This is a genomic window from Vibrio ouci, from assembly GCF_004551525.1.
Taxonomy (GTDB): Bacteria; Pseudomonadota; Gammaproteobacteria; order Enterobacterales; family Vibrionaceae; genus Vibrio; species Vibrio ouci.
This window is the reverse complement of the sequence record NZ_SATR01000041.1, coordinates 23,462-38,836: the sequence shown is the minus strand read 5'-3', so window position 1 is coordinate 38,836 and position 15,375 is coordinate 23,462. Positions and strand designations below refer to the sequence as shown.

The 15,375-nt window shown below is 44.8% G+C and carries 18 protein-coding genes and 1 pseudogene; 4 read left to right on the top strand and 15 right to left on the bottom strand.

Annotated elements, in window-relative coordinates; genetic code table 11:
• Positions 1-169: 169 nt before the first annotated feature.
• Entirely contained in the window at positions 170-1,024 is an 855-nt protein-coding gene (ubiA, locus tag ELS82_RS19905) for a 4-hydroxybenzoate octaprenyltransferase (RefSeq protein WP_053441697.1), read from the bottom strand.
• On the bottom strand, positions 1,025-1,564 hold the full coding sequence (locus ELS82_RS19900) for a chorismate lyase (protein ID WP_134837029.1): 540 nt from the start codon (positions 1,562-1,564) through the stop codon (positions 1,025-1,027). It abuts the gene before it with no gap.
• Positions 1,565-1,729: 165 nt separating this feature from the next.
• On the opposite strand from ELS82_RS19900, the gene ELS82_RS19895 reads away from it, so the two are divergent.
• A complete protein-coding gene (locus ELS82_RS19895; RefSeq protein ID WP_134837028.1) occupies positions 1,730-2,137 on the top strand; it encodes a flagellar basal body-associated protein FliL in 408 nt (135 codons plus the stop codon).
• Between the two features lie 54 nt (positions 2,138-2,191).
• On the opposite strand, the gene glpG is transcribed toward ELS82_RS19895, so the two are convergent.
• The 6 genes from glpG to ftsY all read right to left on the bottom strand — a co-directional run bounded on the left by glpG (position 2,192) and on the right by ftsY (position 7,765).
• A complete protein-coding gene (gene glpG / locus ELS82_RS19890) occupies positions 2,192-3,028 on the bottom strand; it encodes a rhomboid family intramembrane serine protease GlpG (RefSeq protein ID WP_134837027.1) in 837 nt (278 codons plus the stop codon).
• 4 nt (positions 3,029-3,032) lie between these two features.
• Entirely contained in the window at positions 3,033-3,359 is a 327-nt protein-coding gene (gene glpE, locus ELS82_RS19885) for a thiosulfate sulfurtransferase GlpE (RefSeq protein ID WP_053441693.1), read from the bottom strand.
• A 410-nt stretch (positions 3,360-3,769) separates the two neighbouring features.
• A complete protein-coding gene (gene rpoH, locus ELS82_RS19880) occupies positions 3,770-4,627 on the bottom strand; it encodes an RNA polymerase sigma factor RpoH (RefSeq protein ID WP_134837026.1) in 858 nt (285 codons plus the stop codon).
• A 182-nt stretch (positions 4,628-4,809) separates the two neighbouring features.
• Positions 4,810-5,778, bottom strand: a complete 969-nt coding sequence (gene ftsX, locus ELS82_RS19875) for a permease-like cell division protein FtsX (protein WP_134837025.1) — start codon at positions 5,776-5,778, stop codon at positions 4,810-4,812.
• Positions 5,768-6,442, bottom strand: coding sequence for a cell division ATP-binding protein FtsE (gene ftsE, locus ELS82_RS19870; protein ID WP_134837024.1), 675 nt, complete (start codon positions 6,440-6,442; stop codon positions 5,768-5,770). Before ftsE ends, ftsX begins: the two co-directional genes overlap by 11 nt.
• A 54-nt stretch (positions 6,443-6,496) precedes the next feature.
• Entirely contained in the window at positions 6,497-7,765 is a 1,269-nt protein-coding gene (gene ftsY, locus ELS82_RS19865) for a signal recognition particle-docking protein FtsY (protein ID WP_134837023.1), read from the bottom strand.
• Positions 7,766-7,975: 210 nt separating this feature from the next.
• Here ftsY and rsmD point away from each other — a divergent pair, with 210 nt between their 5' ends.
• Entirely contained in the window at positions 7,976-8,575 is a 600-nt protein-coding gene (gene rsmD / locus ELS82_RS19860; RefSeq protein ID WP_134837030.1) for a 16S rRNA (guanine(966)-N(2))-methyltransferase RsmD, read from the top strand.
• A gap of 13 nt (positions 8,576-8,588) precedes the next feature.
• Positions 8,589-8,855: a DUF1145 domain-containing protein gene (locus tag ELS82_RS19855; RefSeq protein WP_053441659.1), complete on the top strand. Its 267-nt coding sequence runs from the start codon at positions 8,589-8,591 to the stop codon at positions 8,853-8,855.
• A 33-nt stretch (positions 8,856-8,888) separates the two neighbouring features.
• On the opposite strand, the pseudogene ELS82_RS19850 reads toward ELS82_RS19855, so the two are convergent.
• The 4 genes and pseudogenes from ELS82_RS19850 to ELS82_RS19830 all read right to left on the bottom strand — a co-directional run bounded on the left by ELS82_RS19850 (position 8,889) and on the right by ELS82_RS19830 (position 11,808).
• Positions 8,889-9,474, bottom strand: a pseudogene (locus ELS82_RS19850) (YhgN family NAAT transporter).
• Positions 9,475-9,603: 129 nt separating this feature from the next.
• Entirely contained in the window at positions 9,604-9,840 is a 237-nt protein-coding gene (locus ELS82_RS19845) for a YecH family metal-binding protein (protein ID WP_134837022.1), read from the bottom strand.
• Positions 9,841-9,903: 63 nt separating this feature from the next.
• Entirely contained in the window at positions 9,904-10,527 is a 624-nt protein-coding gene (locus tag ELS82_RS19840; RefSeq protein WP_134837021.1) for a lysoplasmalogenase, read from the bottom strand.
• A 915-nt stretch (positions 10,528-11,442) separates the two neighbouring features.
• The gene (locus ELS82_RS19830; RefSeq protein ID WP_004409587.1) at positions 11,443-11,808 is read right to left on the bottom strand and encodes a hypothetical protein; all 366 of its coding nucleotides are present in this window, start codon (positions 11,806-11,808) and stop codon (positions 11,443-11,445) included.
• A 264-nt stretch (positions 11,809-12,072) separates the two neighbouring features.
• Here ELS82_RS19830 and ELS82_RS19825 point away from each other — a divergent pair, with 264 nt between their 5' ends.
• On the top strand, positions 12,073-12,402 hold the full coding sequence (locus ELS82_RS19825) for a DUF2500 domain-containing protein (RefSeq protein WP_134837020.1): 330 nt from the start codon (positions 12,073-12,075) through the stop codon (positions 12,400-12,402).
• Here the strand turns inward: ELS82_RS19825 and ELS82_RS19820 are convergent.
• The 3 genes from ELS82_RS19820 to ELS82_RS19810 all read right to left on the bottom strand — a co-directional run bounded on the left by ELS82_RS19820 (position 12,399) and on the right by ELS82_RS19810 (position 15,320).
• Positions 12,399-13,412: an acyltransferase gene (locus tag ELS82_RS19820; protein ID WP_134837019.1), complete on the bottom strand. Its 1,014-nt coding sequence runs from the start codon at positions 13,410-13,412 to the stop codon at positions 12,399-12,401. The genes ELS82_RS19825 and ELS82_RS19820 overlap by 4 nt on opposite strands.
• Positions 13,413-13,510: 98 nt before the next feature.
• A complete protein-coding gene (gene arsJ, locus ELS82_RS19815) occupies positions 13,511-14,731 on the bottom strand; it encodes an organoarsenical effux MFS transporter ArsJ (RefSeq protein WP_134837018.1) in 1,221 nt (406 codons plus the stop codon).
• Positions 14,732-14,828: 97 nt separating this feature from the next.
• Positions 14,829-15,320: a cyclin-dependent kinase inhibitor 3 family protein gene (locus tag ELS82_RS19810; RefSeq protein ID WP_134837017.1), complete on the bottom strand. Its 492-nt coding sequence runs from the start codon at positions 15,318-15,320 to the stop codon at positions 14,829-14,831.
• Positions 15,321-15,375 lie beyond the last annotated feature (55 nt).

Below are 15,375 nucleotides of genomic sequence, written 5' to 3'. Positions count from 1 at the left end.
CCGAATTGCTTTTGCGCCCAAAGAGTTGGCTCTATATAAGTCATGGTAATCATCCTTGTCATTGCTTAGATGATCAGATCATGGAACATGCAATTAGTTCAAAAAAAATCCCCAAGCTGTGGCTTGGGGAATTGTGTATAAGAGACAGTCCAATGGACGCCCTTTTTTATTACCAGAATGCGATAAACAGACCTATGGTGACTATCATGCCGACATAGTTGTTATTGAGGAACGCTCTAAAGCACAAGTCACGCTCGCGGTGACGAATCAAATGCTGCTGAAATACAAACAGTGCACCGACCATCAATAGGCTCCAATAGTAGCTTGCACCGAGCTGGTACCAAGTACCAACAAACATCAACATGGCTAACGTGATCAACTGTAAGACACCAATCACCATCTTGTCGAAGCGGCCAAACAGAATCGCAGTCGACTTAATCCCTATCTTAAGGTCATCATCTCGATCAACCATTGCATACTGAGTATCGTAAGCAATCGTCCATAAGGCATTAATAGCAAAGATAAACCATACCATCATCGGCACTTCGCCAGATTGCGCCGCCCACGCCATTGGGATTGACCAGCTAAACGCCAGGCCCAAAAAGAGCTGTGGTAGATGAGTAAAGCGCTTCATAAATGGGTAGATAAAAGCCAGCACTAGACCAACGAAAGAGAGCTGAATCGTCAGCGTATTCATGCTCAATACCAACACGAATGAGCTAATCGCGAGCACCAAAAATAGACCAATCGCTTCTTTCGAACTAACACGCCCTGACGGTAACGGGCGCTGCTTAGTACGTTTAACGTGTCCATCAACCTTACGATCAGCAAAGTCATTAATTACGCAGCCAGCAGCACGCATAAAAATAACCCCAAGTACAAATACCAGCAGGACTTTGAAATCCGGGATGCCCTGAGCAGAGATAATCAACGCCCATAAAGTTGGCCAAAGCAGGAGCAAGGTCCCGATGGGTTTGTCCATACGCATCAATTGCCAATACGCGACAGCCTTGTCCGAGGTCATTTAAATACTCTCCTGTGTATAGATGGGCGCGGTAGGTAAAAACAGCTCAGCAACGAGCATCGGCTTATGGTTCATCCACAAACGAGAACGACGCGCGAGTAACACTTCATTATTCACTTCGACAATACCAACCTGGAGGGCGTCTCGTTTGACATCATTAGCACTAAAGACGGTTAGCCCTAACGGAATTTCACCTTGCTGAGCCAGATCGAATTCTTGGCCTTGCATTGAAGATTGAGGGATTAGGGTACGACCTAACACCCAAGCTTGGCCATCCCCTTTAAGCACTACTTTACGCAGTAAACACGCCTCTTGTGCTAATAGGGAGATTTCTTGGTCGTTCAGCTTCTCTGCTTTGACAATTTTGTTGTGGAGTAGATCTACATTCAAAGATTGGCAATAAGACTCTAATAAACGTGACAATGAGCCCTGTTCTAATAACCATTTTTTTGCACTTTGTGTAGGAAAGCTAAAATTATCAGGGTCTTGCCATTTAGTTTGGCGTAAAGCTGATAAATAAAGCGCAGTCGATTGATTCATACTAGTATTCAATAAGTAGCCTTATCATCGTACAATAAAGCTTCGATCTCTGATGTTAACCACTACTTCGAGTGCTTAACGCATTTTTATTACAAATAGATGCTCCATTGTAACAAGACTCAGGCGATTCGAATATCGTGATTGGAAGAAAGAAAAGTTATAAATATGATTAAACGTTACCTAGCCCAAATATTTTGCCTCTTGAGCCTTGTTATTAGTTTGCCGACTTTTGCAGAAGAAGAGTCAGCACCTCAGTTAGCCTACTTTACCCTTGAGCCTGATTTAACCACCAACTTCTACACCAAAGGTAAAAAGCTTGGTTATATCCAAGTGCGCATCGATATCATGGTTGCCAGTGAAGCCGATTTAAAAATCATCGAGCTACACCAACCTTTGATTCGTGATGCGGTGATTGAGCTATTAGGCAAACAGTCCGAAGATACCATTACTTCATTAGCAGGGCGTGAAGACTTACGTAAAACCCTTGTGAGCCAACTCAATGAAACCTTACTGCCAGAAACCGGTAAAACCATCATTGCTGACTTACTGTTTACCAAGTACTTATACCAATGATTCAAGTAAACTCGTGATACAAAAAAGCGGCGCTCAACGCCGCTTTTTTATTAGCTATTGTTTGGCATTGACTCGACTTGCATCGACTAAGCCAAACACCACGCCAGATAACAAACCGACTAAATGGGCAGTATTGGCGATGGCCATAAACGGCTGCATAAAGCCAAGTATCAACCACACCAACATAAAGCCAATAATAGGTTTAGGCATACTCAGACCGACTTGCGGTGCTTTGTAGCCTAGCATCCATAAGTAGCCGACCAAGGCGTAGACCACACCGGATAAGCCACCAAAGTTGGCCCCTTCGACCCAGTATTGTCCCGCGCCCGACAAAGCCGCTGAAACCAAAAACAGTTGAATCAGCTTGGTTGAACCTAACCTTTGCTCGATATCACCCCCTAACTGCCACCACCAGAGTAAGTTAAAGGCGATGTGCATCACCGAGAAATGCAATAAAGCATGGCCGAACCAGCGCCACAGTTGCCACTCTTGACCCGCAAGAGCTGGAAAGTGTAACGCCTGAAAAATGGCATTGCCCATACCAAGCTGCTGCAAGACAAAGATCACCGTACACACCAACATCACCAATAAGGTCATCGGCCCCGCTTTGGCTTTGATCATCGCCAACATACTCGGTGAATTGTAGCTAAAGTGACTTTTACGTGACTCTGCCATATCCCAAGAGGCAGCTTGATATTTGCTGGCATTAGGGTTGGCGAGGAAGTGATCGAGCTCAGCTTGAGCCTCAACCTGATGTTGGCCGTCCGTTAGCCATAATGCGAATTGCCCTTCTCCCTCAGGCATCATCTGAATATCAATCTGACGTGAGGCCATATAATCGATAAAGGACTGCGCCATACGCGGATTATTGAGAGAGATGAGTCTATGCATAAAGTTATCCTAGATTGGATTGCGTCGGTAATTGAGCTCTTTGCCAAGCTTCAAAGCCACCATCAACACTATACACCTGCTCAAAGCCTTGGTTAACCAAATACTGAGCGGCACCTTGGCTGCTTACACCGTGGTAACACATCACCAATACTGGCTGCTCAAACTCCACTTCATCCATAAAAGCAACCATAGTGTCGTTGGTAAGATGAAAGGCATCTTTGGCGTGAGCAACGGCAAAAGATTGTGGGTCACGGATGTCGACCATAGTTGCGTCACCTTGCTCCAGCAAGCGCTGCGCGCCATCGACATCAATATGTTTAAACTGGTCCATCAAACTTTCTCTTTTCTGCTTTAATTATCGACCGTCATTGTAACCTATCCAGTGATTAACAAGTACACGGAGTGAGTAAGGTTATCCACTAGCGATCATATTTCGACCATCTGTGGATAAAACTGTGGATTGCGTTGATAAAGTGTCTATTTGATCATGGATCCACAATATATAGTGATGATCCTTATTTGAATGTGTGTAATCAAGAAACTATCCCCATCAACAACTTGCCTCGAATGCCTTTATTTACCCTGCTTGCTGACAGATAGCAAAGAAATTTACCACAGAGTTACCCACAGGCAATTGCATCAAGATTAGATCCCGTTATCGCGTTTAAATTCCATTTATGATCGGCAATAAAAAAGCCGAGATCATAGGATCTCGGCTTCTTAAAAATTCAGGGGGAGAGATTAAAACTCGCCAACCGCAGCCTTAAGCTTTTTCATCGCATTCTTTTCAAGCTGACGAATACGCTCAGCAGATACGCTGTAAGTTTCAGCAAGCTCTTGCAGGGTCGATTTTTTGTCATCTAACCAACGAGAACGAACAATGTGCTGACTGCGATCATCTAGGCTCTTAAGCGCTAGGCTCAAACGATTGTTGGTGTGAGCTTCCCAATTTGATGCTTCAACATGGTCTGCAACGTCTGACGCTTTGTCTTCTAGGTAGACCATAGGCGCAGTGTACGAGGTACCCGTATCATCATCATCAGTCGGCATCTCAAACGTTGCGTCTTGTGCAGCCAGGCGAGATTCCATTTCACGGACTTCTGATGGCTCTACGCCAAGCTCGCGTGCAACAGTTTCTACTTCACCGTTATTGAACCAACCTAGACGTTTTTTCGACTTACGTAGGTTAAAGAACAATTTACGCTGTGCTTTGGTCGTTGCGATTTTCACAATGCGCCAGTTACGTAGCACATACTCGTGAATTTCAGCTTTAATCCAGTGAACCGCGAAAGAGACCAGACGAACACCCACTTCTGGGTTAAAGCGTTTTACCGCTTTCATCAGGCCAATGTTACCTTCTTGAACAAGGTCAGCCATTGGTAGGCCGTAACCTGAATAACCGCGAGCAACGTGCACAACAAAGCGCAGGTGCGAAAGGATCAATCCTTTTGCCGCCTCAATTTCGCCGTCGTAATGCAGTCTCTCTGCTAAATCACGCTCCTCTTCAGGAGTTAGCATTGGGTAGCTGTTTACCGAGCGAATGTAGCTATCTAAGCTATCTTGGGTTACAGCTGCCATTGGGTATGCTTGACTTGTCATTCAGTTCCTCATCAATCTCTGATCTGGAGTATTTTTAACCCATCAATCTTGAACCTAAAATGAACAGGTTTCAAGCAGGGGAAAGTTATTATGCATAAACAAACTGTCTATACAAGATAAAAGTACACGGTAGCGTGTACTTTTATCAATAGTATGACAGCGTCATAATAAACAGGTTCAATTTAAACTGGTTCTATTTCTTTTAGATGACGCTGAGCAGAAACCTTCGCTGCAAGGCAACCTAAAAAGGTACCTAGCATCACAAGGAGCAAGGATTCATCCCAGCTCAAACCCACCAGTCTGAAGCGACTATCATACAGTAGCGCCAATTGCTCAACACTGTTGTTGAGTATAATTGTGATAACCGCTGTTAAAATCCAAGCAATTGTTGCACCGAGCAATCCAAACCACATACCGGAGTATAGGTACGGACGTAAGATATAGCTGTTGGTGGCACCAATTAGCTTCATGGTTTGGATTTCGTCTTTGTTCGCTAATACGTTAAAACGCAAAGTGTTACCGACAATCAAGAATACCGAGCCCAGCATAAGAACAGATAGGGTAACGACAATACCGCCAACAAGGTTCTTAATCGCATCCAAGCGCGTCAGCCAGTCCTCATCGAGGCGTACGTCCGTAATGCCTTCTTCTTTCGCCACGCGCGCAGCTAACTGCTTGATCGATTCCTTATCTTCCATGCTTGGCGTAATCACTAGCACACCAGGCAAAGCGTAATCATCCAGCATGGTCAGCGCGCGCTCAAAACCTGAGTATTGGCTGAGATCATCTAAACCTTGCTGCGGAGAGACGTACTCCACTTTCGCCACATCTTCCGCGCTCTCAAGCTGGTCTTTCAAAACCATCACACGCGCTTCGGGCGTTTGTTCTTTTATGTAAGCACTCACTTGCGAAGGGCTAGTAACATCACTAGACGCTTCAGAAATATTCTTACCGAGCAAATAAAGCGCAGAAGGCATGGCTAGCGCCATTGAAATAACGGCTAAAGTGAGAATATTCCCCATCGGACGCAGCCAAAGCTCACCTAACGAGGCCTTAGCTTGCTTAAGGTGTACGGTGAAGAAACTGTCGCGCTTAACGCGATTTTTGGCACGGTTTGAATTACTCGTTTTTTTACGAGGATTAATGGCCATAGTCTTCGACCTCACTCAAGAAACCTTGGTTTAACTCTAGATGACGATATTGTGGGCGAGTGTTCACTAACCCCAAATCGTGAGTAGCCAGTAGGATGGTCACTCCAGCACGGTTAAATTCTTCAAACAGTTTTAACACGCGATTTGATAAGTCTGGGTCTAGGTTACCTGTTGGCTCATCGGCCAATAATAACGTTGGGCGATTGACAACTGCGCGTGCAATACCGACGCGCTGTTGTTCACCACCCGACAATTGGCTCGGTAAACACTTAGCTTTATCAAGTAAACCCGTCTTATCTAACGCCGCAGAAACACGACGTTTAATCTCGTTTTCTGCAATGGACTCAATACGCATAGGCAAAGCGACGTTATCAAACACACTTCTGTCCATCAGTAGTCGATGGTCTTGGAAAACAATCCCAATATTGCGACGCAAGAAAGGGATGTCTTTACTTGGGATACGAGTGATGTCGTGGTCATTGAAACTGATTTTTCCATCAGTTGGGCGCTCAATGGCACATATCAACTTTAGCAGCGTACTCTTACCGGCACCCGAATGGCCACCGAGAAAGGCCATTTCACCTCGACGGAGATGAAAGTCGACCTTCTGTAAAGCTTGTCGACCACCGCGATAGGCTTTACTCACTTGCTGAAATTTTATCACTCGAAATCCCTCTTAACTGAGTTTCTTCAATGCTTTGTTAGGTAGATGACTGAATTAGTCTTCTCGACTGAATAGTGCGTCGATAAATTCTTGTGTTTCAAATGGGCGTAGATCGTCAATACCTTCACCGACACCGATGTAACGGATAGGGATTTGGAATTGATCAGCTAATGCGAAGATCACACCACCTTTCGCAGTGCCATCTAACTTAGTTAGAGTAATACCCGTCAGAGGCGCAACATCGCTAAACAATTTTGCTTGGCTAATCGCATTCTGACCAGTACCCGCATCGAGCGTTAACATGATTTCATGCGGAGCAGAGCCGTCGACTTTTTGCATTACGCGGACGATCTTACGCAGCTCTTCCATTAGGTTCGCTTTGTTCTGCAGACGACCGGCGGTATCAGCGATAACCACATCAACACCTTTGGCTTTCGCTGATTCAATCGCATCGTAAATAACCGAAGCACTGTCAGCACCAGTATGCTGAGCCACAACTGGCACGTTGTTACGCTCACCCCAAACTTGCAGCTGCTCTACTGCTGCCGCGCGGAATGTATCACCTGCTGCCAGCATCACTGACTTGCCTTCAGCTTGGAACTGCTTCGCTAGCTTACCGATAGTGGTCGTTTTACCTACGCCGTTTACACCCACCATCAAAATAACGTAAGGCGCTTTGCTGCTATCAACTTCAAGTGGCTTCTCAACGTTAGACAGAATCTCTGCCATCTCTTCTTTGAGCAGACCATATAACGCTTCGCCATCTTTCAGATCCTGACGAGACGCTTTCTCTGTCAGGTTATCAATGATTTTTAGCGTAGTCTCCATGCCCACATCGGCGATGAGTAGCTGCTCTTCAAGCTCTTCAAATAGCTCGTCATCGATCTGTTTGCCTTTAAACAAGCCAAAGAAGCCTGCACCAATGTTAGCTTTGGTACGCGCTAGGCTGCGTTTGAGACGAGCAAAAAAGCTTTCTGTTGGTTTTTCTTGCTCTGCAACACGAGGCTCGGCTGGCACAGCAACTTCTTCTACCGCTTCTTCAACTTCTTCTACCGCTTCTTCAACTTCAACAACTGCTTCTGCTTCTGCTTCTGCTTCTGCTTCTGCTTCTGCTTCTGCTTCTGCTTCTGCTTCTGCTTCTGCTTCTGCTTCTGCTTCTGCTTGCTGAGTTTTAATTTGTTCTACTTGCTCGTCAACTGTTTCAAGCTGCTGTTGCTCAAGTTCTTCAGCAGCTTGTTGTGTTTCTTCAACGGGTTGTTTTGCTTGTTCTTCATCACCAAAACCAAGCCAAGAGAGTAAACCGCGCTTCTTTTTTTCCGTCATCTGGGGCTATCCTAGATCGTCTTAATTAAATCAGACTCTTTTCTGGGGGCTATTATCGCTACTCAGAAAAGACAAATGACAACAAAGTGAAAAGTTTTCACTGATAAAGCGATGGTATACACTTTGTTATCAACAAATTTGGGCTGTATGTTAGCGCTCAACAGCAGAGCGACTGGCTATAGTATCACTTTATTAGCGGTCAAAAAATCTATGGTAAGACGTCGCCAGCAAAACACATCACAAAAAAAGCCATCGGCGGGCTTTGTTCGTATTATTAGCGGCTTATGGAGAGGAAGAAAACTGCCTGTTCACGACGCAGAAGGTCTTAGACCGACAACCGATCGCGTAAAAGAGACGCTATTTAACTGGATAGCGCAAGACGTGCCACGTGCAAAGTGTCTCGATCTTTTTGCCGGTTCTGGAGGTTTGGGTTTTGAAGCCGCTTCTCGTCAAGCTGAGATGGTGACGCTAATTGAGCTAAACCCACAGGCCTTCAAGCAATTACAAACCAATATTGCCTCATTAAAAGGCGATAATTTGCAAGCGGTCAACAGCGATGCACTCAGTTACTTGAAGCAACCTGGGACACCTCATCATGTAGTGTTTATCGATCCGCCTTTCCGTAAAGGGTTGCTCGATGAAACCGTTGCTTTGCTTGAAAGTAATGGCTGGTTAGCGGACGACGCTATGATTTATATTGAAACAGAAAAAGAGTTGGCTTTGGAAGGCATTCCGGCACACTGGCAGCTCCACAGAGAGAAAACCGCAGGACAAGTCTGCTACCGACTGTTTGAACGACAACAAGACTAAATAGGACGTCGATATGAAAGCGTTATTGTTACTCGCAAAAGCCGCGATTGGCTTTGTGTGGTTTATTTTGATTTTTAATATCTTTCACCCTTTCCCAGGGAATTCTGCGATTGCGCTCTACATCATGACCGCATTCCTGTTCATCATGCATGGTCTACAGATGCTGATCTTCATCGGTGCGTTTGGTGACAAGATCAGCATGAGCCGCTGGGAAAAATGGTCGATTCTAATTTTTGGTATTTTTGCTCTGCTTGATATCCGACGCAAACATATGATGTAAAAAAACGCCGCTCAAATGAGCGGCGTTTTTGTTTTAACCTAAGTACCCTTTGACCCCATCAAGGAACATCTGGGTAGAGATCATAATCAGCAATAAACCCATCAGCCTTTCAACCGCCTTTAAGCCTCTTTCACCCAATATGCGGTGGAAGAAGTTATAGAACATCAAGATAAAGAAAGTCGCCCCCCCACGCCAGCATCACCGCGCCAGATAGCTCAAGCAACTTATCTGGGTGTTGACTAGAAAGCAGCAAAATCGATGCAATAACCGAAGGACCAGCAATCATAGGAATAGCCATCGGCACAAAGAATGGTTCTTCACCCGCCGCTAAGCCAACAATGCTACCGCCACTTGGGAATATCATTTTAATCGCGATGATGAACAGGATGATACCGCCTGAGATGCTCAAGGTTTCCGGTTGAACATGAAGGAAGTTAAGGATGCTTTTACCCGCAAAAAGGAATAACAACAAAATGCCGAGGGCAAAGCAAAGTTCACGTACCAGAACGATACGGCGGCGCTTAGGATCTAAGTGCTTTAATATCGAAAGGACGATGGGTAGGTTGCCGAGCGGATCCATGATAAGAAAGATCATGGTCGCGGCAGAAAGAATGTCCATGAATTAAGCCTCCAAAATGTTATAAATCAAGCGCACAAAAAAGTCGGCGAAGTATAACAATCTCATGTTGTGATTTGGAGGCACAGGCGTAATTAATCTCAATCACTTAGAGATTAATGACTCTTTCAGTTAATGACTACAGACTCGCTCAGCGTTGATCTGCCAAACCCCTTCTTGAACAATCACTTTTTCGCGCTCAATAAAGAACTCTAATAGCGTATCTAGCGTGAAGCCATTGCATTTACAGGTTCTAAAACGCGCTTGCTCACCAAACGTTTCATTCACCACTGATTCCAATTCTGATTTGGACATCGGACGTTCTCTCAATAAGTTTAGAACGTTGTGAGCATGAATTTCAGTCGACATAATGTTTCCTCAACAAGGTTTGATGTGTTGAGGATAACCAATCGGAGAGTTTTTTCTTTGATTTTAAATAACCAGAGAAGCGGTAATCAAACTGTGCGCAAGCAGATAACTGCCAGAGATCAGGTAGCGTCCTTGATGCAATGGATGTTTATAGTCATGAATGGCAAGTAACACGGCTGATAGCGTTAGGGTAACAGAGCCAATAAAGCCAACCGCACTCGCTGCCCCACCATGAATGAGCCATACCTCTCCAGCCGCCCAATTCAGTTGCAGCAACACAATCCCCATCATCACAACCGGAAATATCAACTGATCAATCTTAGGCAGTAACAAGAAAAAGCTCACCACACCAATTCCAAGCAGCAATGCAGGCAACCAAAGCACCATGTCGCCTGACAGTTTGAACCAAAAAGATGCGCTATAGCAAAGTTGAGCGGCAATAAAGCCGGCAAAGCTCAACCTAAGGTGTTTCTTAACCAGATAGAGTCCGTCAGCCACCATCGAGATCGCTAATCCTAGCGATACCCACCAAGCCGCGGCGCTCATTGGCACACTGTGACTCCAAAGCATCACTAACAGCATAAACAGCGACATTGTTTTAAACATCACTGCTTGCTTTAGATGATTATTTTCATTGGCGGAAATACTGATATACCCAGAAAGGGCAACCGATAGCCAGCTCCACATTCGAACACCTCAATAAAAATGAGCTGCTAGTGTAGGCAGACCGACCTAGATGTCTAGCCACAGAAAGCAAAACTTGGATCTTGATATGACTTATCTGTTTCTCTTCACCCGCACTAAACAGTATACCCCCCATTAACGAGCTAAGGAAAAACCAGCATTACTCGACAATTTTATTTAATTGTCTCGATTACAAAGATCAAACCATTAAAAATGTCATACCAATAACAAAAAAACCAAATCAACCAATAAAAATCAATCACTTAAATAAAAGTCGAGATTAAATATCATTTGAAAAATAGCAATTTCCATTAAATTCACCTGACAATCTAGTGACAATTGAATGCCACTGTCATAAAAACATCAGAAACAGAAAGCACTTTTAACGTAAAACAAACTGAAAGATGACCTGAAAAAACCAAGCTGGCAAAAACAAAACAAAACTGTCATTAACATTATAAAAACACCAGATAAATACAATAAAATCAGCAAGTTAACCTTAACCCAAACTTAAAAGAGATTAAGTAATAAACAAGTTTTATTTTTATAAATCACAGACAACCCCTGCAATTTAGCCCCATTCAACCAAGAAAAGTTATACTTTTGGAGCTTAGGCAACAAAATACTTGATCAAACCACCAAAATACTGCTATTCTAAAAAACATAGAATCAAACATCACATTAAAGGAGCAGTGCTATGATTTCTTCTTCACAAAAACAAGGACTTGTAATGATCGCAGTAGTCGTAGGCCTAATGACACTGCCGATGATGTACTAAGTCAAATTTAAAAACAAAAAGGGACGCAGATGCGTCCCTTTTTGTTTCAATCAACATTTCTCATGGCAATTTTGATTTAATTATCAGCAACATGTCTAGTTTTGACACAATCACTAAAACCACCATTTTTAAGCTTTAGACTATAAATGCTTAGATAACACATCCCAATGCGCATAATAGAACAGCAGTGCTGCGACAGTAATTAGCGTCATCAGCGTAATTGCGGCGCGCCAGACAAAACGACTACTTCTCGGCGTGAGCTCTTTTTCACATTCATCACACGTGGTTAAGAAGTCTTTGCGATTATCTAACTTAAAATCTTCTTCATGCACCACTTTGTTGCGAATCGTCGCAATGTATCTCAGCTTACCGATCACATCATGAGGAAGCCGTTCTTCACAGCTCGTAATGAGCTGATGCAAACCTCTGCCATCAGCGTGATATTGAGTACGGAGAAGCTTCTCGATACGACGAGTGCGTGTAACCACTTTTTCGATATCAGACATAGTTTCCCTCCATTGCTACTAAGTTTAGCGGCATTTGATCCATCTATTACCTACTCTCCCATTTTTTATCCAAGTTGCAAGAAAATTTGTGCTGTAGAATCAATACTTAAACCCTCATCCCAACTTTTTCCTGCTTGAATTGATGTGATATGGCTCGAATAGTTTTTGGCACTTGAGTATTTTATCTTTATAGCAAGACTCATACCCAGAATAGAGTCTAAAATCTCGCTATCATTAAGCTAAACCCATTAGAGGCCGTGAAACATGCCTGTAACGCTATTCATTACCGTTGTTATTTTTGCCCTTGCTAGCGGCTGGGCGTTTGTCCACTTCTATCGCAAGCACATCCAAGGTGAAGACGCGCCCGAACAAACCGCTGATGTCACCGTGTTGGACAAGCAATCTATCGATATAGAGAACACTCAACCCGGACAAGATGACCAAGAATACTGGATCTACGTGCAAAAAGGTCGCTTAGGCCCTAAACGTGAATTCCAAGTTGGTGTGCACTATTTCCACGCCCTAAATCCTGGCGATCAGGGCACGCTCACCTATCAGGGAGACAAGTTTCTCCACTTTGCTCTCAAACGTTAAGGCAGTAGCCAACGGGTTTTATCAGATTTAGACAACCACCAGCTCATCATTAACGCACCGCTGCCACTTAACACAATCCATAGCGGGATAACCCAAGCTGGGTGTCCCTGATACCAGCCAAACTCCTTCATCGGCCATAAGAAAATAGGGTGAAGGATATAAATCCCCAGACTGTGCTGGCTGATAACACCAATCACCTTATTGGCTTGCGCCGACAAACCTTCACCAAAGTAGCGGCATAGCATAAAGATCATGCTCGCCGCTAGAATCACATTGAGTGTTTTATAGGATAACCAACGTCCGACCGTGTACTCGCCAGCGAGTTGGCTGTTATGAATCACCATATAAGCCGTCGTCGCCAATGCCGCTGCCCCAAATAGGGTAAACAGCGCAACATAGCCTTTCGACAAAGGTACTCTTTGATAAAGCAGATAACCGAGTGGTAAATAGCCACTGTAAAGCCACAGTTGGTTACTCCATGGCCCGTCGATTTTAAGTAAGTACATCAGAGAGGTTGCAAGCCATACTGCGACAAAGCCATACAAGGCACTCGCGCCATAGCGCTTAACCACCAGCTGAAAAAACGGGATAACGAAATAGAGCGGGATAAAGTAGTAGAAGAATCCAAGGTGGTAGTAAGTCGCGTGCGAAGGGCTATCAGCCAATACTTGCTGCGTCACTGAAGCGTCGTAACCACTGCTTGTTAAGCCAGAAAGAACAGCATAGAACAGCGACCAAATGAGAAATGGCACTAATACTTTGCCCAAACGCCGTTTGACATAATACTTGGCATCAAAGGGGCGCTTGTCACTCAACATTAAGGCGCCAGTAATAAGAATGAACACAGGAACGGCCCAGCGAGTAACGCTATTCACCCCTACCGCGGTCGCCCACTCACCGAAAGGGATCACGCCAAACTCGTGTCGATACGGCGCAAGCACATGAATCGCAATCACTGCCACCGCAGCCACGCAGCGGAGCAAATCAAAAAACAGAACCCTTTCTCTCATACTGCCACCTTAGAAAAATAACCTCTTGAATATAGCAATAAAAAAGCTGACCGCATTAGAAACTTGGTCAGCTTTTAGTCAATAAATACTCCGCTTAGTTAGGCGATTGCGGCCTGTTTCACTTTCGGTAGCTTGAGGGATATCAGCGTGGTTAAGGCGAGGAAGACAAAGGACACCCATAAACATGCCGATAAACCTGCCATTTGGAATACTAAGCCAGATAGAATCGTGCCAATCAAACGGCCCATTGCATTTGCCATGTAATAGAAACCGACATCTAAAGAGACCCCATCGCCTTTAGCGTAACTAACGATAAGATACGAATGGAGCGATGAGTTGACCGCAAAAATAGCGCCAAATACCATCAGACCACCGATGATCACCAATTCAGGCTGCCAACCAATTTGCACCGCATAAGCTATAGCAGCGGTCACTACCGCGAGTAATGCTGCCCACACCAGCGCTGCATGACCATCTGGCACTTTGCCTTGTGCTTTACCGGTAATTTTAGGCGCAACGCCCTGCACCACACCGTAAGCAATCGTCCACGCGGCGAGGAAACCACCGACCCAAGCGTGATCCCAGCCAAATACACTGCCGAGATAAATCGGCAGAGCGATGACAAACCAAACATCGCGGGCGCCAAATAAGAACATGCGAGCCGCAGAAAGGATATTGATCGGCTGAGACTTGGAAAATAGCTGACTAAACTTAGGCTTAGTTTTCGCCTTGCCCATATCCGCCTCAAGGCTGATAACACTGCCAATAAACACCAGCGTTAACACCGCTGACATAGCCAATACCGCGTATTTGAAGCCGATTAGTGACAGCAGTAAGCCGCCAACAAAGAAACCTGCCCCTTTAAGCGCATTCTTCGAACCGGTTAAGATAGCGATCCACTTATACAGAGCACCTTGCTGATCATCAGGTACCAAGGTTTTAATCGCACTCTTAGCACTCATCTTATTCAGGTCTTTGGCAATGCCCGACAAAGCTTGCGCAGCCATCACCCAAGGAATGGTCAACATCGCACTTGGTACGGCAAGCATACTGAGCGCAACGATCTGCATCCCCAAGCCCAAGTTCATGGTTTTATTAAGACCTAATCGAGCACCTAGCCAACCACCAATAAGGTTTGTCACGACACCAAAAAATTCGTAGAAAAGGAACAGTGAAGCGATCTCGAGTGAACTGTAGCCTAAGTCATAAAAGTACAGCACCACCAGCATTCGAAGGGCGCCGTCGGTAACAGTGAAGTTCCAGTAATTGAAAGTCACCAGCATGTATTGACGAACGCTTTTGCTTAGGTTTGACAACATAACATCCTACCGATTGAGTGGAAGAATTCAGTTTGAGGGGAGATAGTAGAGCTTTTGGATCATGATGATCCAAAAGCTCTTATCGCTGAACAAGGGATTACTTCTGCGCCACCGCGTTGATGTAATCGACTTGAATTGGTTTGGTAAAAGCACCAGGGCGCAGTGCCTGAACTTCTTGAACAATCTTGTCCAAATCCCAACCTTTTTCGAGCAGTAGATGAGCTGCAAATAGCCCTGTACGACCAGAACCACCCATGCAGTGCATCGCAACCTTACCGCCATTGTCGACGACCTTATGTAGCTCATGGCTCGCCACTTGCCACTTGGTAGCAAACTCAGCACCCGGTGCGCAATCATCTTCGATTTCAATTTGAAACCACTGCATACCGAGGGCACGAGCTTTCTCGCCCAGTGCTGCAACGTCTTTACTCGCGAGCTCCGCGTCATCTAACGCAGTAACAATCGCTTCAACACCTTGCTCTTTCAACTGCGCTAGCGACGAGTCTAGGTCGACACCTTTAGTCCCTGGGCACGGAGTAAGTACTAACGCACCAGCATCTAAATCAAGTTGCCATGTAGGATGTGACATATTCATTCCCAAAGTTCTTATGTATTTTTATTAATACTCAAAATAATTGGATTTG